This window comes from Dyella sp. 01N448, assembly GCF_056399225.1.
Genome location: NZ_JBFTQX010000003.1, coordinates 305,567 through 322,408, shown reverse-complemented (window position 1 = coordinate 322,408; position 16,842 = coordinate 305,567). Strand labels below are relative to the sequence as shown.

14 protein-coding genes are annotated in these 16,842 nt (G+C 64.4%); 4 read left to right on the top strand and 10 right to left on the bottom strand.

Going from position 1 to position 16,842, the window contains the following annotated elements; all coding sequences use genetic code 11:
- Window positions 1-2: 2 nt before the first annotated feature.
- On the bottom strand, window positions 3-584 hold the full coding sequence (locus AC1DKY_RS05480; protein ID WP_441604371.1) for a sigma-70 family RNA polymerase sigma factor: 582 nt from the start codon (window positions 582-584) through the stop codon (window positions 3-5).
- Between the two features lie 306 nt (window positions 585-890).
- On the opposite strand from AC1DKY_RS05480, the gene AC1DKY_RS05475 reads away from it, so the two are divergent.
- From AC1DKY_RS05475 to msrB, 3 genes are all read left to right on the top strand, one after another.
- Entirely contained in the window at window positions 891-1,586 is a 696-nt protein-coding gene (locus AC1DKY_RS05475; protein WP_441604372.1) for a hypothetical protein, read from the top strand.
- 124 nt (window positions 1,587-1,710) lie between these two features.
- Entirely contained in the window at window positions 1,711-3,429 is a 1,719-nt protein-coding gene (locus tag AC1DKY_RS05470; RefSeq protein ID WP_441604373.1) for a cytochrome c biogenesis protein DipZ, read from the top strand.
- Window positions 3,430-3,458: 29 nt separating this feature from the next.
- Window positions 3,459-4,079: a peptide-methionine (R)-S-oxide reductase MsrB gene (gene msrB / locus AC1DKY_RS05465; protein ID WP_441604374.1), complete on the top strand. Its 621-nt coding sequence runs from the start codon at window positions 3,459-3,461 to the stop codon at window positions 4,077-4,079.
- Between the two features lie 731 nt (window positions 4,080-4,810).
- Here msrB and nadD read toward each other — a convergent pair.
- The 8 genes from nadD to AC1DKY_RS05425 all read right to left on the bottom strand — a co-directional run bounded on the left by nadD (window position 4,811) and on the right by AC1DKY_RS05425 (window position 13,562).
- Window positions 4,811-5,443, bottom strand: coding sequence for a nicotinate-nucleotide adenylyltransferase (nadD, locus tag AC1DKY_RS05460; protein WP_441602689.1), 633 nt, complete (start codon window positions 5,441-5,443; stop codon window positions 4,811-4,813).
- Entirely contained in the window at window positions 5,440-6,450 is a 1,011-nt protein-coding gene (gene holA / locus AC1DKY_RS05455; protein WP_441602688.1) for a DNA polymerase III subunit delta, read from the bottom strand. The genes nadD and holA overlap by 4 nt, the downstream gene beginning before the upstream one ends.
- A 14-nt stretch (window positions 6,451-6,464) precedes the next feature.
- A complete protein-coding gene (locus AC1DKY_RS05450) occupies window positions 6,465-7,025 on the bottom strand; it encodes an LPS-assembly lipoprotein LptE (protein ID WP_441602687.1) in 561 nt (186 codons plus the stop codon).
- A 5-nt stretch (window positions 7,026-7,030) separates the two neighbouring features.
- A complete protein-coding gene (gene leuS, locus AC1DKY_RS05445; protein WP_441602686.1) occupies window positions 7,031-9,793 on the bottom strand; it encodes a leucine--tRNA ligase in 2,763 nt (920 codons plus the stop codon).
- Between the two features lie 227 nt (window positions 9,794-10,020).
- Window positions 10,021-10,635 carry a PqiC family protein gene (locus AC1DKY_RS05440; protein ID WP_441602685.1) on the bottom strand — a complete coding sequence of 205 codons (615 nt, stop codon included), beginning with the start codon at window positions 10,633-10,635 and terminating at the stop codon, window positions 10,021-10,023.
- Window positions 10,632-12,308, bottom strand: a complete 1,677-nt coding sequence (locus tag AC1DKY_RS05435; RefSeq protein WP_441602684.1) for a PqiB family protein — start codon at window positions 12,306-12,308, stop codon at window positions 10,632-10,634. The genes AC1DKY_RS05440 and AC1DKY_RS05435 overlap by 4 nt, the downstream gene beginning before the upstream one ends.
- A complete protein-coding gene (locus tag AC1DKY_RS05430; RefSeq protein ID WP_441602683.1) occupies window positions 12,301-12,924 on the bottom strand; it encodes a paraquat-inducible protein A in 624 nt (207 codons plus the stop codon). Before AC1DKY_RS05430 ends, AC1DKY_RS05435 begins: the two co-directional genes overlap by 8 nt.
- Entirely contained in the window at window positions 12,921-13,562 is a 642-nt protein-coding gene (locus tag AC1DKY_RS05425) for a paraquat-inducible protein A (protein ID WP_441602682.1), read from the bottom strand. Before AC1DKY_RS05425 ends, AC1DKY_RS05430 begins: the two co-directional genes overlap by 4 nt.
- A gap of 140 nt (window positions 13,563-13,702) precedes the next feature.
- Between AC1DKY_RS05425 and trxA the strand changes: the two genes are divergently transcribed.
- Window positions 13,703-14,566, top strand: coding sequence for a thioredoxin (gene trxA, locus AC1DKY_RS05420; protein WP_441602681.1), 864 nt, complete (start codon window positions 13,703-13,705; stop codon window positions 14,564-14,566).
- A gap of 84 nt (window positions 14,567-14,650) precedes the next feature.
- Here trxA and AC1DKY_RS05415 read toward each other — a convergent pair whose 3' ends face one another.
- The gene (locus tag AC1DKY_RS05415; protein ID WP_441602680.1) at window positions 14,651-16,753 is read right to left on the bottom strand and encodes a S9 family peptidase; all 2,103 of its coding nucleotides are present in this window, start codon (window positions 16,751-16,753) and stop codon (window positions 14,651-14,653) included.
- Between the last annotated feature and the right edge of the window lie 89 nt (window positions 16,754-16,842).

Sequence of the window (16,842 nt, the reverse complement as noted above, 5' to 3'; positions counted from 1 at the left end):
GCTCAGGATTCTCCGTGGAAACGCGACCGCAGCGCCTTGAGCGCGCGATGCAGGTTGACTTTCAGCGCGCCGGTCTGGCGCCCCGTCTCGGCGGATGCCTCCGCCAGCGATCGTTCTTTCAGTCCCAGTTGCTCGATCGCCTCGCGCTGACCCGGCGGCAACGAGGCAATCGCATCGTGCAGCCGCTGCGCTTCCTGTTCGCGTTCGGTCGCCGCGGTCGCATCGTCGGCGTCCGGGTGCATGTCGTACGCATGCTCGTCATGTATTTCGCGGCTGCCGCGGCGCCCCTGGCTGCGCAGCGCATCGATCGCACGTCGACCGGCCAGCGCGGAGAGCCAGGCGTCGTACGAACGCGACGGATCATACGTATGGCGCACGCGATGCACGGTGAGCAGGGTTTCCTGCACCACATCGTCGAGCTGATCCGCCGCCACGCCCTTGCGACGGGCAGCGACGCGGATCAGCGGCACCGAGGACGCCAGCACCTGCTCATAGGCGCGCCGGTCGCCACCTTGTGCCGCAGCCATCCACGCGGCGCGCTCGCGCTCCTGCGTGTCGCTGATGGGAGCAGCAGCGTCGCTCACGGTTGAATCGATCCTGGCCCAGCGGGAAAGGACGATATCTAGACCTATTGAGTGGGTTGCGGTCAAGGTGGCGGACATAGGTGAGCGTCGCAGGTACTCACTGCCTATTCGATGCGGGCCGGGTCCCGGTTACCTGCCTGCGGCTGTCCGCCCTGCCCGCTGTGTGCGGCAAAGACCTCCTCCACGCCGTCGCCTGGCGGCTTTTGAGAGGCATCCGATAGCCCTCCGTTCCTCCCCGCTGGCCTAATGCGCGCCGAGCCTGTCTCCCCCGCAGGCCGCTCGTTTTCAATCGCAAGGAACGCTCCAATGAAGAAGATCCTCTCGGCGATGGCGCTGGCCGCCTTCATCGCCCCGCTGGCTGCGCAGGCTACTGACGGCAACGGCATCGGCTACACCTATGTGCAGCTCGACTACGTCAACGTGACCGGCTCGGGCCACTACGCCAAGGCCGACGGCGCATCGCTCAGCGGTTCGTACCAGTTCGCCAACAACTTCCAGGTGTTCGGCAGCTACAGCGATCTGCGCTCGCCCACGTATTCCAGCAGCGACTACGCCTCGGGCTACACCTATGGCTCGACCGACAAGTTCAAGGACCGCCCGTGGTCGCTGGGCATGGGTTATGCCGCTTCCATCGGCTCGCAGGCCGACTGGGTGACCCAGGTGTCCTACATGCATGATCACGTCAGCGACCACTACTGCGACTGGGTCAGCTCGGCCAACTATTCGGATCGCCGCTGCGGCAACGTCAGCACCAACGGCAACCTCTGGGCCATCAACACTGGCGTGATGGGCCGCGTGATGAATAACCTGGTTGCCAATGCCTATATCGGCTACAGCAACGGCGGCCGCTACAGCCACGGCGGCCCGGGCATCCTGGGCAAGGTGTATGCCGACTTCGGCCTGGTCTACAGCTTCAACCCGACCTGGGCGCTGCATGGCGGCGTACGCGTGAACAATGACGGCACCGAGAACATCAGTGTGGGCGCACGCGCCAGCTTCTGATCGTTGCCCGCAAAGCAAGCCACGAGGCCCGGCCATGCGCCGGGCCTTTTTGTTGATGGCGCATGTAACCTGAGACAACTCCCGGACGAATGATCCGGTGACATCCCCTCGGACCTGCCGCGCCATGCTCGTGTTGATCCTCGCCTATCTCGGCGGTGTACTGACCATCCTCAGCCCGTGCATCCTGCCGGTGCTGCCGTTCGTGTTCGCGCGAGCCGACCGGCCTTTCGCGCGCAACGGCCTGCCTATGCTGCTGGGCATGGCGCTGACCTTTGCCCTGGTCGCCACGCTGGCGGCCGTGGGCGGCAGCTGGGCGATCCAGGCCAACCAGTACGGACGCATCATCGCGATGGTGGTGCTGGCGGTGCTCGGCCTGACCCTGCTCTCCACGCGGCTGGCCGAATGGATCAGCCGTCCGTTCGTGGCGCTGGGCAACAAGCTGTCGCAGCACTCGGATGAAAACGATTCGATCTGGTCGGCCGCCGGCCTGGGCATAGCGACCGGCTTGCTATGGGCTCCGTGCGCAGGCCCCATCCTTGGACTCTTGCTGACCGGCGCGGCGCTCAACGGCGCCAGCCTGCAAACCTCGTTGCTGCTGCTCACCTATGCCGCGGGCGCAGCCACTTCGCTGGCCTTGGCGCTGGTGATCGGCGGTCGCGTGTTCTCGCTGATGAAGCGCTCATTGGGCGCTGGCGAATGGGTGCGGCGCGCACTGGGCGTGCTGGTGCTTGCCGGCGTGGCCGTGATTGCCCTTGGCCTGGATACCGGCGTGCTCACGCGCGTGGCGCTGGCCAGCACGGGTGGCATCGAGCAGAAGCTGATCGACGCGGCCCGTCCGGCGCCTGCGCCGCAGCCCGTGGTCAAGCAGGGCGACCCATTGCCGATCGAAGGCGAACTGCCGTCGCTGGAAGGCGCGACCCAATGGTTCAACACCGCGCCGCTCACGGCGCAGTCGCTGCGCGGCAAAGTCGTGCTGGTCGATTTCTGGACGTATTCGTGCATCAACTGCATCCGCGCGCTGCCCTATGTGCACGCATGGGCGGACAAGTACAGGGATCACGGCCTGGTGGTGATCGGCGTGCATGCTCCTGAGTTTGCGTTCGAGAAAGATCCGCAAAACGTCAGCAAGGCCATCAAGGATCTGGGCGTCGATTACCCGGTGGCGCTCGACAACAACTATGCGATCTGGAAAGGCTTCAACAACGAGTATTGGCCGGCGCACTATTTCATCGATCCGCAAGGCCATATTCGCCACCACCACTTTGGCGAAGGCGAGTACGAGCAGAGCGAGGACGTGATCCGTCAGTTGCTGACCGAGGCCGGCCAGAAGAATCTCCCGGGCGGCTATGTGCAGCCGGGCGCCGAGGGCGCGGAAGCAGCAGGTTCGGGTGATGCCATGCGCTCACCGGAAACCTATGTCGGTTACGCCCGTGCCGAGAACTTCGCGGGCGGCCAGGTGGCGCATGACGATGTATGGACGTACCACGCACCGAAGACCTTGATGACCAACCAGTGGGCGCTGAACGGGCGCTGGACCGTCCGTGACGAAAGTGCGCGACTGGACAGCGCCAACGGTGGCATTACCTACCGCTTCCGTGGACGCGACCTGCACCTGGTACTGGGCCCTGGCCATGACGGCAAGCCCGTGCGCTTCCGCGTGACCATCGACGGCAAAACGCCAGGCGCCGATCACGGCATGGATACCGATGCCGACGGCAACGGCACGGTGGGCTCGCAGCGTCTCTACCAATTGGTTCGCCAGGCCAACGGCACGGGTGAGCGCACGTTCGAGATCACCTTCCTCGATCCCGGCGTGCAGGCCTACGCCTTTACCTTCGGCTGATTCACCTCACTAACCTCACGGAGGTTGCCATGTCCCGCACTCAGGACATCGTGAAACTGGAGCGTCGCCGTTTTCTGCGCGCGGCGCTCACAGGAGGAGCTTTTGCTGCCATTGGAGGCTTTGCGTTACCGACGCTGTTGAAGCGTGGTCCGTTGAGCGGTGCTGCGATGGCTGCAACGCCACCCGCCACCGGCGCCGACATGCTGCTCGTGTGCTTTGCGGACGATGGTCACAAGCTGGGGCCATGTCATGTGCCCAAACTCGTGCTCAACGATGCGCAATGGCATGAGCGCTTGAGCGACGATGCTTATTACGTGATGCGTCGCGCAGGCACCGAGCGTGCCTTCAGCGGCGCGCACGACAAGCCCGCTGTGCCGGGCCTCTACCGCTGCCCGGCGTGCGATACGGCGTTGTTCGATGCAGCGACGCAATTTGACTCGGGGACGGGCTGGCCGAGTTTCTGGCAGCCGATCGCCAAGCAGAACGTGATCGAGATACGCGACTCCTCGTTTGGATGGGAGCGCATTGCGATCAGTTGCGCGGGTTGCGATAGCCATCTTGGGCATGTGTTTGATGATGGGCCGCGGCCGACGGGGTTGCGCTATTGCATGAATTCGGTGGCGTTGAGGTTTGTGCCTAGGACGTCGTAGCGGTGCACGCCCTTTCTCCCTCTCTCCTCCGGGGAGAGGGTTGGGATGAGGGGCGGGTGCTCGCGGGAGCGTTTCTATCTCGTCATCCCGGTGCAGGACGAGATCCAGAGCCTCGGTGATTAACTGTCGCCTCGAGGCCAGCGTGCCGCCTGCGCGGCGGGCGTTTCGATCGGCTGCCGCCGCTCGAGTCACTTTTCTCTTGCTGGCCCAAGAGAAAAGTAACCCAAAGAGAATGGCCTGATAACGCCCGCAGCATTGTGTTGGGATAAGCCCGAGCGCTTGAGGCGCGTCGTTGCGGGACAACCTCCGAGGGTACACAGCGGGTACTTCAAAGCGCTGCGCAACGCGCCCGAATCCCTGAGGACTTAAAGCGGAGCCTCGCTGCGCAACGCTGCGGTGTACCGCTCCGTAGGTTTGTCGCGCACAGGGTGCGCTCCCACAGACGAGCCGACCGGCAAGATTGCCGCCATCCACGGACCTGCGTCCCCCTTGTAGGAGCGCACTTGTGCGCGACCGCAGCGCTGGGATGTACCGCTCCGTCAGGTGTTCGCGCACAGGGTGCGCTCCTACACAGAGCGGGGCCGTAACACTAAATCCGAGACCGTACGCGGCGTTGTAGGAGCGCACTCGTGCGCGACCGCAGCGTTTGGGTGTTCCGCTCCGTCGGCTGGTCGCGCACGAGTGCGCTCCTACAAAGGGATTGGTCACGCCACCGCAGCGGCGCAATTCCGCTATGCGCGATACGGCGCGAGCACCGACGGGTCTTCAAACAGCCCGCAGGGCAACAGGTAACGCGGATCGCGGCCTTCGGCCAACAGATCGCGGATACGCGTGGCGGAAATCTCCAGCGGCGTCACCGCCAGTTCGATCACTTTGCCGCTCGGCAGCTCCTGCAACAGCTTTGGATCGGTCACGCGGCGAGGCAGGATTTCCACGGCCAGCTCCACCGACCACGCGGCGTCGATGCCCGGTCGATTGAGCACGCCGATATGCGCGTAATCGAACAGTTCGCGCCAGCTATGCCAGCTCGGCAGGTTGGCGAACGCATCGGCGCCCAGCAGCAAGACCAGGGGACGTTCGCCCTGCTCTTTGCGCAGTTCGCGCAAGGTGTCGATCGTGTACGAGGGTCCCTCACGCCGCAATTCGCGCGTATCGAGGCTAAGGCGATCCTGGCCTTGCAGCGCAGCGTTCAACATCGCCACGCGCTGCGCCGGCGAGGCGGTGGGCGCATGGCGATGAGGCGGCACATGCGCCGGCATCAGGCGGACTTCAGCATCGAGCAGCTCGGACGCTTCCCAGGCGACGCTGAGGTGTCCCAGATGCACCGGATCGAAGGTGCCGCCGAATAGCGCCAGCGGCTTCATGCCAGTGCGCCGGCCGCCCGCGGTTCGGCGATGGCGGCGATCAGGCGCTCGGCTTCCAGCCAGGCATCGCCCTGTTCGCGGCCTTTGGCCATGCGATCGATGCGTGCCGCGCGTGCCAGGCACTGCAGCCAGTGTTCGCGCGGCGCGCGGCGCAGTGCCTTGCGAAATAATTGTTCACGGGCCGGCCACAGGCGTTCCGCACGTGCCTGCGCGGCAAAGTCACGTGCATTGGCCAGGCGCAGTGCGAGCTGCAATTGATTCACCAGCCAGCCCATCAAGCCAATGAGCTCCTCGCCCTCGGCATGCAAGCCGGCGAGTATGTGCAGCGCACGACCGCCCTCGCCCGCAAACGCCGCATCGGTCAGTTTGAAAGCGTCGTAACGTGCACTGTCGGCAACGAGATCGGCCATCTCTTGCGCATCGATCTTGCCCTGGCCGTGCAGCACGACGAGCTTGTCGATTTCCTGTGCCGCGGCGAGCAAGTTGCCCTCGACGCGTTCGGCCAGCAAGGCGGCCGCATCCGGTGTGGCGGACAGGCCGCGCGACGACAATCGTGCGCCGATCCACGCAGCCCATTCGTTCGGGCGCGGCGCGTTGAACACCACCAGCGCGCCGGCGGCGTCGAGGTTCTTGGTCCAGGCGCCTTCGTGCTTGTTGCTCCAGTCCATCGCCGTGATCAGCAAGGTCACGTCGGGCGGCGGATTGGCGCAGAACTCGTTGATGGCCTTGGCGCCCTCGGTGCCGGGGCGACCGGTGGGAAGACGCAGGTCAAGCAGGCGGCGCGTGGCAAACAGCGACATGCCGGCGGCCGCACGCGCGAGGTCATCCCAATCGAAATGGTTGCCCACTTCCAGCACTTCGCGCTCGGCGTAACCGAGCTTGCGCGCCTGGGCACGCAGCGCATCGGCGGCTTCCAGCACCAGCAGTTCTTCGCCAGCCAGCAGGTAAACCGGCCGCAGCTGATCGGCGGCCAGCGATTTCTGCCATTGCAAGGCGTTGAGCGGCATGACGGCCCGGTGTCTTAGTGCGTACTGCTGGCCGGAGCCGGCTGGGCTTCCTGCGCTGCCGCGGCAGCCGCAGTCTGGCCCGGATGGCGGCCAGCGGCCTGCAGTCGGAACAGGATGGCGTCGACCATGTCGTCGTTGAGGCTGCCCTGGATCGCGTCCACCTGCGCCGTGGTGCCGACCGTATTGGTCGCGTCGTAACTGAATTCGCGCTGCATATCGATGCGCTGATGCGGCAACATCGGCTGGCCGACGCCGTCTTTCACGTCGAACTCGACGTGATAGCGCACGGTGTATTCGGTCACGCGTGCCTGGCCGCTGACGGTCAGCGTATCGGTGCTGAACTGGGCCAGCGATGCATTGAGTTCCGCAATGCCAGTGCCGCCATGTTCCTCCACCGTGATGCCCGAGCTCGACAGCGCTCGCTCGAGCCCACGCTGGAGATTGACGTTGGCGGCGGTCACGTGGACGCGCTGCATGCCCGGGGGCAAGGCCACGCTTTGGCGCAGATGGAAGCCGCAGGCCGCCAGCACGGCGATGGACATCAACAGCAGCGAAGCTTGGAACACACGGCTCATGGATTTCATCCTGCGACGATGTTGACGATCTTGCCCGGCACCACGATCACCTTGCGCACGGCCTGGCCTTCCAGGAAGGCGGCGACCTGCGGGTGGGCGCGGGCCAGCACCTCGGCTTCTTCCTTCGACGCGTTGGCAGCCACCTCGATGGTACCGCGCAACTTGCCGTTGACCTGAACCGCGAGCGTGAGCGAGTCGCGCACCAGCGCGGCGCTGTCCACCTGCGGCCAGGCCTGATCTTCCAGCACCGACGCCGGATGGCCAAGCACCTGCCACAGCGCGTGGCTCACATGCGGCACCACCGGGTTCAGCAGCAGCACCATCGCCTCCAGCGCCTCGTGGCGCACGGCGCGACCCTGGTCGCTCTGGTCGTTGAACTTGTTCAGTGCGTTGAGCAATTCCATCAGCGCGGCAATCGCCGTGTTGAAGGAGTGGCGGCGACCGAAATCGTCGCTCACCTTCTGGATGGTTTCATGCACCTGGCGGCGCAGCGTCTTCTGGCCGGCGTCCAAGGCGGACGGATCGACCACCGGATGATCCGGGTTGGACGCATGCGTGGTCACTTCGCGCCAGAAGCGGCGCAGGAAGCGGGCCATGCCTTCCACGCCCGCCTCGCTCCACTCCAGCGACTGCTCCGGCGGCGCGGCAAACATCGAGAACAGGCGCACGGTGTCGGCGCCGTACTTGTCCACCATTGCCTGCGGGTCGATGCCGTTGTTCTTGGACTTGGACATCTTCTCGGTGCCGCCGATCTTCACCGGCTGGCCGTCGTGCTTCGAACGCGCACCGATCACGCGCGCCTTGTCGTCGCGCTCGATCTCGACGTCGGCAGGGTTGATCCAGTCCTTCGAACCGTCGGCGTTGTCGCGATAGAACGTCTCGGCGATCACCATGCCCTGGCACAGCAGGTTGGTGGCCGGCTCGTCCGCCTTCACCAGGCCCGCGTCGCGCATGAGCTTGTGATAGAAGCGGAAGTACAGCAGATGCAGGATGGCGTGCTCGATGCCGCCGATGTACTGGTCCACCGGCAGCCAGTAGTTGGCGCGCTCATCGACCTGATCGCTGGCGCCCGGGCTGGTGTAACGCGCGTAGTACCAGCTCGACTCCATGAAGGTGTCGAAGGTATCGGTTTCGCGCTCGGCCGGGCCGCCGCACTGCGGACAAGTCGTCTTGCGCCACTCCGGATCGGCCTTGATCGGCGAACGCACGCCGGAGAACGCCACGTCTTCGGGCAGTACCACCGGCAGCTGGTCTTCCGGCACCGGCACGGCGTCGCAGGTCGGGCAATAGATCACCGGGATCGGGCAACCCCAGTAACGCTGGCGGCTCACGCCCCAGTCGCGCAGGCGCCAGTTCACGCGGCGGATGCCCTTGTTTTCGCGCTCGAAGCGCGCGGCCATGGCGTCAAACGCCTGGCCGTAATCGAGCCCGTCGAATTCGTCGGAATTGACCAGGTAACCGCGCTCGGTAAACGCGCCGTCTTCCTGGATGCTCTGCTCGAACGATTCGATCAGCTGCACCGCCGCCGACGTTTCGTAGGCATCGATGTTGCCACCATTGCCCAGCGCGGCACGCATGGGATCGGCGCCAACGCCCTTGCGCAAGTCGTGATTGATCTCGGCCACGGCGTCGAGCACCGCGCGATCGACCACCACCATCTTGATCGGCAGGCTGTAGCGCTTGGCAAATTCCCAGTCGCGCTGGTCGTGGCCGGGTACGGCCATCACGGCGCCGGTGCCATAACCCATCAGCACGAAGTTGGCCACAAACACCGGGATTTTTTCGCCGGTGAGCGGATGGATGGCTTCAATGCCGGTGTCCATGCCGCGCTTTTCCTGCGTCTCCAGCTCGGCTTCGGACACGCCGCCGTGCTTGAGTTCCTCAAGGAATGCGGCGAGCTTTTCGTTGCCTTGCGCGGCCTTGAGCGCCAGCGGATGCTCGCCCGCGATCGACACGAAGGTGACGCCCATCAGCGTATCGGGGCGCGTGGTGAAGACGGTGAGCGGCTCGCTCTCGCCTTCCACGTCAAAATGGATTTCCAGGCCTTCGGAACGACCGATCCAGTTGCGCTGCATGGTCTTCACGGCGTCCGGCCAGCCCGGCAGGGTGTCCAAACCGTCGAGCAGTTCCTGCGCGTAGTCGGTGATCTTCAGGAACCACTGCGGGATTTCGCGCTTTTCCACCAGCGCGCCGGAGCGCCAGCCGCGGCCGTCGACCACCTGCTCGTTGGCCAGCACGGTCTGATCCACGGGATCCCAGTTCACCACCGCGTTCTTGCGGTAGGCCATGCCCTTTTTCATCAACCGCGTGAACATCAACTGTTCCCAGCGGTAGTAATCGGGACGGCAGGTGGCGAACTCGCGGGTCCAGTCGTAGGCAAAGCCCATGCGCTGCAACTGGCCGCGCATATGCTCGATGTTCTGGTAGGTCCACTTGGCCGGCGCGGTCTTGTTCTTGATCGCGGCGTTTTCGGCAGGCAGGCCAAATGCGTCCCAGCCCATCGGCTGCAGCACGTTCTTGCCCTGCATGCGCTGGTAGCGGCTGATCACATCGCCGATGGTGTAGTTGCGCACATGGCCCATGTGCAGCGCGCCCGACGGATACGGGAGCATGGAAAGGCAATAGAACTTGGGCCGCGAAGGATCTTCCTTCACCTCAAAGGCGCGCTGCTCGCGCCAATACGCTTGAGCAGCGGTTTCCAGCGCCTGCGGCTGGTAGCCCTGCTCGTTGCCCTGGTCCTGGGAACCTTGATCCTGAATGTCCTGCATGTGTCCGGCGCCGTGTGTTTTGCGGGCTGCCACCGGCCTTTCCGATGGTCAGCTGGGAACGCGGCAGACTAGCAGAATTGGGGTCTGTTCAGCGCCAAACGGTGGCAAAACGGGCGTGCGCCTTCGTATTTCTGTGGGAGCGCACCCTGTGCGCGACAGGCGGCTGGGGCTTGCGCTCCGTAGGCTTGTCGCGCACAGGGTGCGCTCCCACAGGGTGTTCTGCAGCATCAACCCGCGGGGCAGCTCGCGCTCTGTCCAGCGGCCATGGCACCGGCCACCACACCAATCTGCCCGGCCAGGCGGTTGATCGCCTGCTGATGTCCCTGCACGAGGGCGTCATAGCCCGCGCCTACCGTTTCGCTGAAACGGCTGGTGCAGGCCAGCGGGTCGCCGCCCTTCAGCGGGCGCACGCTCCAGGCGGCGTCGATATAGGCATAGCTGCCCGGCACGGAATCGAAGCGGCGGATATCGAGCTTGATGCGCACCGTGGCCTTGCCCTGGTTCGGGAGGCCGGTCACGTCCTGCGCGCGGAAATTGCGTGCCAGGTCGGCGGCAAGCGCACCGCGCACTTCATCGCCCAGCGGCGCGATCCAGCGCTGTCCCTGCAGCACCGCCACGGCCTGCCCGCCTTCGCGCACCACCATCTGCGGCTGATCGACCTGCGCCGGCACCGTGACCGGCAGCAATTCGAACTGGAACGGCTGGGCCGTGGGCGCCACCGTGGCATCGCCGCCCGCCGGCGGCACCAGGGTGTAGTAGCGCAGCGGCGGCGCCGAACCGCAGGCACCCAGCACCAGGGCCAGCGTGGCGACGGCCAGGTTCAATGTTCCCCAGCGCTTCATGGCTTGCTCCCTTGTGTCGGTTCCACCGGCGCCGTCGATGGCGGCATCGGTGCCAGCTTGTCGTCGGCACGGCGGCCGCGCAGCAGCGCATCCGGATGCGCGCCCAGATAGTCGGTCATGACGCGCAGCGAACGCGCCGCGCGTTGCAGCTCCTGCAGCGTACCGCCCAGGCTCTGCTGCAGCTGCGAATCAGGCGCCAGCGCGTTGTCCGCATTGCCCAGCGCCTTCTGCGCACCCTGCAGCGTGTTCTTCAATTCCGGCAAGACGCTGCCGTTGACCTGCTGCAAGGTCTTGTGCAGTTCGGCCAGCGACTGATCGAGGTTGTTGCCGATGCTGTCGAACGGCACCTTCTGGATCTTGTTGACGATATCGGCGATCTGCTGCTGGATCTTGTCGAAATCACCCGGTGCGGTGGGGATTTCCAGCGGCTTGGTGCGGCCATCGAAGTCCACCCTGGTCGCCTTCGGCAGGAAATCCATCGCGATATATAGCTGGCCCGTAAGCAGGTTGCCGGTGCGGGCCTGCGCGCGCAGGCCGCGATCGACCAGCTTGCCCATCATCGCCGACATCTGCTCGTCGTCGCCCTGCGACTTGGCGATCGCCACCAGTTTGTCGTGCGCCTTGCCCAGGCGCGCCGGATACACCACGGCGCCCACGATGGTCGGGAAGGTCTGCGTTTTTTCGTCGTAGTCCAGGTTGATGGACACCACGCGGCCAAACGGCACGCCCAGGAATTCCACCGGGGCACCCACCGCCAGCCCACGCAGCGACTGGTTGAAGCGCATGCGGATATAGCGAGGCTCGCCGTCGGGCGGCGCCATCGCGGTGGCCTGATCGTTGAACAGGGTGAAGGCGTCGTTTTCCTGCGCCGGTGTCGCGTCATGCGGCCCCGGCGGATCCTGGAACGCGAGGCCGCCCGCCAGCACCGTGGCCAGCGATTGCGTGTTGACCTTCAGGCCATCGGCGCCCAGCGATACGTCGACGCCGCTGGCATTCCAGAAGCGCGAGGAGGTGGTGACAAACTGATCGTTGGGCGCATCGATGAAGATCTGCAGCGTGACGCCCTTGCCGTCTTTGTTGAGATGGTAGGACGACACGCGCCCCACCTGGATGCGGCGGTAGTAGACGGGCGAGCCGATATCCAGCGAGCCCAGGTCATCGGTGTGCAGGTCGAAGGTCTTGCCCGGCGCGCCGTGCGTGACGGTGGGAGGAGTCTCCAGGCCGACGAAGTCTTCCTTGGGTTCCTGCGACTGCCCGGCATCGGCACCGATGAATGCGCCGGAGAGCAGCGTATCGATGCCGGACACGCCACCGAGCCCGATGCGCGGACGCACCACCCAGAAGCGCGAGTCGGCGGTGGCGAAACCCTTGGCGCTCTTTTCCAGCGCGACCTTGGCCACCACGTGGGTGCGGTCGTCGCTGAGGCGCACGGTGTTCACCTTGCCGATGATCACGCTCTTGTACTTCACCGGCGTCTTGCCGGGATCCAGGCCTTCGGCGCTCTGGAAACTGATGTTGATGGTAGGGCCTGCGTCGTACCAGGCGTGGATCACCAGCGAAAGACCGACCAGGGCCGCGATCACCGGCACCAGCCAGACCAGCGATGCATTCACGCGCGGCTTTTGCACCACCGGTTCGGGCAGATCGTCGGCGATGTTTTTATCGTCAGTCATCGGATTCCCTGCCATCCCAGATCAATCGTGGATCGAACGTCATCGAGGCGAGCATGGTAATCACCACGGTAAGCCCGAAAAACACCACACCAGGCAGGGGTTCCACCTGGCTGAAGAAGCCAAACTGCACCAAGGCCGTCAACAGCGCCACCACGAACACGTCCAGCATCGACCAGTAACCGATGAATTCCACCAACCGGTAAAGCCGGGAGCGCTGCCGCTGCGCCCACTGGCTGCCGCGTTGCGAGCTGATCAGCAGCAGGCTCAGCGCAAAGAATTTCAACACCGGCACCACGATACTGGCCGTGAAGACGATGACCGCCAGATCGGGCGACCCCTTCCTCCACAGCTCGATGATGCCGCTGAGGATGGTGTTGTCGTCCACGTCGCCCAGGCTCACCGTGCGCATGATGGGCAGGACGTTGGCGGGCAAGTAAAACACGAATGCGGCGATCAGCAAGGCCCAGGTCCGCGTGTAGCTGGCCGATTTGCGCTTGTGCAGCGCGCAGCCGCAGCGTGGACAGACTGCATCGGGCGTCTTCACATCGCGGCACACCAGGCGGCACACATGGCAGCCGATCAGGCCCAGGTCGCTGGCGCGAAGAAGCTCGCTCATGCCGGCGTCTCCTCGGTCAGATCCCAGAAGCGGCGCACGTCGATGCTGGAGAACGCCGTGATGATCAGCATGAGTACGCCATAGGCAAAGATGCCTGCATTGGGCTGCACTTCGAAATACATGTGCGCTTTGACGATGGCCACCAGCGCACCGAGCACGAAGACTTCACTCATGGTCCAGGGGCCCAGGCGATAAAGCATCACCATGATCCAGCGGAACCCCGGCGCGCGGCGACGCAGGCGCGCATAGGCCAGAATCCAGAACAGGAAGCCCATCTTGATGATGGGGAAGAAGAACAAGGTCAGGGCGGCAATCACCGCCACCACCTCGGCGTGCTCACGCCACATCATCATGATGCAGCCCCACAGCGTCGCGCTGATCAGCTGGCCATTGAGGCCCAGCGTCACGATCGGCCAGATGTTGGCCTGCACGAAGGCGATCATCGCGGTGATCACCAGGGCCAGCATGCCGCGCACTCCGATGCTGTGATGGCGGGCGAGGATGGCGTCGCAGCGCAGGCAGCGCGCCACTTCGCCACGGGCCAGCTTGCGACGACGGTAGACCGTGTCGCAGTGCTCGCATATCCACAGGGTGGGCGGCGCGATGGCGGGTTTGATGCCTTGCGATGGCATGCTCATGGGGGGATTTTCGCAAATATCCGTGTCTAGTGCCGCTGGGGCCGGACAAGCCGTTCAAGCTTGGGCGGCGTAAGCCCCTGCGACCTTGATATGCTGGCTGACGCCCTGATGTGAAGGGCATTCGTCAACGGGAGTCCCCAGTGAGTGCCACGACCGCCGATACGCATGTGTTTGACGTGCGCGAGGACAACTTCGAAGCCGAGGTGCTGCAGGCCTCGCTGACCACGCCGATCCTGGTCGATTTCTGGGCGACCTGGTGCGGCCCGTGCAAGACGCTGGGCCCGATGCTCGAGAAGCTGGCCGGCGAATTCAATGGCGGCTTCCGGCTGGCCAAGGTCGATGTGGACAAGTCGCAGCAGCTGGCCGGCATGTTCGGCATCCGCAGCATTCCTACGGTGATGCTGGTGAAAGACGGCCAGATCCTCGATGGCTTCCAGGGCGCCCTGCCCGAGGGCCAGCTGCGCGAGTTCCTGCTGCGCCATGTGCAGCCGCTTGATGGCGCCGCGAACGATGAGCTCGAGGCGGCACCGGAGTCGCCGGAAGAAACCATCAATCGCATCCAGCAGGCCATTGCGGCCGAGCCGGAACGCGCCGAGCTGAAGCTCGATCTCGCCCTGGCGTTGATGCGTGCAGGCAATGCCGACGCCGCCGAAGCGGAGCTTGGCTCTCTGCCCGCCAACCTGGCCACCGACGCCCGCGCGGTTCGCCTGCGCAGTCAGCTCGACCTGGCCCGCGCACTCAAGGGTGCACCGTCGCTGGCGGAGCTGCAGCAGCGCGTACAGGCCGATGCCGGCGACTGGGCCGCGCGCGACCTGCTAGGCGTGCGCCTGCTGTTGGAAGGCGATGCCCCGGCGGGGCTGGATCAATTCCTGGTCACGCTGGAAAAGGCGCGCGACTGGAACGACGGCCAGGCAAAGAAGCGACTGCTGGCAGCCTTCACCACGCTCGACGACGCCGAACTGGTCGGCCGCTATCGTCGCCGCATGGCGTCGCTGTTGTTCTGAGCTTTCTTAGTGGGCGGACGTATTGCCGCCCGGCGACGCATCTTCCGAAGCCCATTCCCTCGCGGGAATGGGCTTCGGCTTTTTTCACGGCATGCCGGTTGCTGTCGATGCGCTACTACCGATATTGCGGTCGAGAAACTGGGTGATGCGCTGGAACAACTCCGTGTTGTTCTTCTCGTCGTAGAAGCCGTGGCCTTCGTTGGGCTTGTAGAGCCACTCATAGCCAATGCCACGCTTGTCGAGGGCGGCGCGCAAGTTCTGGGCATGTACCGGCGGCACCGTTTCATCCTGGCCTCCGGCGATGAGCATAACGCTGGCTTTCAGGCGGTCCACCTGATTCACTGGCGAATGGGCCGACAACTCCCCCTCGTCATTCCCCAATCTTGCGCGCCAGAAATTCCTGGCCATGGTGCTGTCCGAACCGTTGCCTCGTGTGAGCATCAGGGGCAGGTCGTACACACCGACGTAGCCGATGGCGCAACGGTAGAGATCTGGCTCCTTCATCACGCCCTCGAGGGCCGCGTAGCCGCCGTAGCTGCCGCCAAAGATGCACACGTGCCCCGGCATGGTGACCCCCTGCTGGATCGCCCACTGCGTGGCATCGGTCACATCGTCCTGCATCTTGCCGCCCCATTCGTGATAGCCGGCCTGCATGAAGCCATTGCCATAACCACCTGAGCCTCGATAGTTCACCTGCAGCACGGCGTAACCATGCGTGGCCAACGCCTGCACGGTCGAGTCATACTCCCAGTAGTCGCGGATACCGAATGGCCCCCCGTGAATGAACATCACCAGCGGGAGATGCTTCGCCTCTTCCTTGCCGGGGGGCATGCTGAGGTAACCGTGGATGGTGAGTCCGTCGCGCGCCTTGAATTCAATCGGCTGCATGGCGGCCATCTTGTTGGGGTCGATCCAGCTTGCGCGCTGCAGCAGTGCCGTTGCCTTATTGGTAGCGTTGTCCCACAGGTAGAACGTGCCCGGGTCCATCGATGAGAAGGCCAGCACAATCGACTTGCTGCCATCGCGCGTGGTCGACACGATGCGGACGCTCTCGCCTGGCATCGCGCGCGACAGCGAACTGATTACCTTCATGGCGTCGGAACCGGAAACGAACGCCTCGGCAGTCGGTGCGCCTGGATCAGAGTACACACCTACGACATCCATGCCATCGAGGGTATACATGAGCTGATTGATCTCGACGGTAGCACTGCTCCACACAGGCTCACCCGTCTTCCGCGTTGCAACGTCCCACTCACAGAGAGCGTCCACTTTGCCTGCCGCCGGGCAAGACATGTACACCTTGCTGTCATCGCGGTTGAAATCCAGAGGTAACGGGATGCCTCTGTCTGTCGACCCCTGAAACAGCAAGGTCCACGGCTTGTCGTCGCCCTCACGGTAATAGACCACCGGAAAAGCATGGCTGTCATAGCCTTCGGCAAAACGCACCGCGCCGTGGTTGTCGGCGATAAAGCTGGCCTGGCGCATAGGTGCCTTGCCTAACGGACGCTTGGAGCCGTCGTTGACGTCGAGCATGTAGATGTCGTTGAAAGCGCCTTCGGCACCGGTATCCCACGGCGACACGGAGATGAGGATGTGCTTGGGATCGTTGCGGAACGTAGCGATGACGTCTCCATGAGCGCGCTCCCCGTCCTGGCGCTGGATGTGGCTGGCTACCCCGCCGGTGCCCGCGCGATAACCGAACAGAAGCTTCGGGTTGCTGCCATCGGCGTCGACGGCAAATATCTCGCCAGTGCTGAACGGACGATCCCAACCGGATACCTTGGTACCTTCGGTGTAGATCACGCGGTTGTCGCTTGCCCACCAGAAGTTGACAACCTGATTGCCCTCGCGCGGCGTAACCATGGCGCCCTTCTTGGTATCGAGGTCGAGCAGTGCTAGCAGCGGCTTGTCCTTGACCACCGTTGTCGCGGCGATGTGGCGGCCGTCGGGCGATATCTTCACCCGGCTGTACTGCATGTGCCGCGCCAGATCCTCAAGGGCGACGCCCGAGGCCAACAACGGAGTCGACAACAGACAAAGCACGCCGAAAACGGCGCGCTGGATTCGCTTTTCCATGCATTCTCCCCTGTGGCGTGGCGCCCCATGCAGCCCCGCCGTGCGGCGAGTATAAGCACGAAACTTCTTGGCGGCAGCGCTCGCGCTTGGCCATTCGGGGCGAGGGCTCAACTAAGCCGAAGGCCTACCGCCAACCAAACCATACGCTTACGTATGTTTGGGCTATACTCGGCCGGTTTTCACCGTCCAGCCTATTGCCT

Bases quoted from the DNA above. Each gene is read 5' to 3' on its own strand.
- AC1DKY_RS05475 (WP_441604372.1), top strand. From the start codon at position 891: ATGAAGAAGATCCTCTCGGCGATGGCGCTGGCCGCCTTCATCGCCCCG.
- AC1DKY_RS05470 (WP_441604373.1), top strand. From the start codon at position 1,711: ATGCTCGTGTTGATCCTCGCCTATCTCGGCGGTGTACTGACCATCCTC.
- AC1DKY_RS05450 (WP_441602687.1), bottom strand. From the start codon at position 7,025: ATGAGCCGTGTGTTCCAAGCTTCGCTGCTGTTGATGTCCATCGCCGTG.
- msrB (WP_441604374.1), top strand. From the start codon at position 3,459: ATGTCCCGCACTCAGGACATCGTGAAACTGGAGCGTCGCCGTTTTCTG.
- leuS (WP_441602686.1), bottom strand. From the start codon at position 9,793: ATGCAGGACATTCAGGATCAAGGTTCCCAGGACCAGGGCAACGAGCAG.
- AC1DKY_RS05440 (WP_441602685.1), bottom strand. From the start codon at position 10,635: ATGAAGCGCTGGGGAACATTGAACCTGGCCGTCGCCACGCTGGCCCTG.
- holA (WP_441602688.1), bottom strand. From the start codon at position 6,450: ATGCCGCTCAACGCCTTGCAATGGCAGAAATCGCTGGCCGCCGATCAG.
- AC1DKY_RS05425 (WP_441602682.1), bottom strand. From the start codon at position 13,562: ATGAGCATGCCATCGCAAGGCATCAAACCCGCCATCGCGCCGCCCACC.
- nadD (WP_441602689.1), bottom strand. From the start codon at position 5,443: ATGAAGCCGCTGGCGCTATTCGGCGGCACCTTCGATCCGGTGCATCTG.
- AC1DKY_RS05435 (WP_441602684.1), bottom strand. From the start codon at position 12,308: ATGACTGACGATAAAAACATCGCCGACGATCTGCCCGAACCGGTGGTG.
- AC1DKY_RS05430 (WP_441602683.1), bottom strand. From the start codon at position 12,924: ATGAGCGAGCTTCTTCGCGCCAGCGACCTGGGCCTGATCGGCTGCCAT.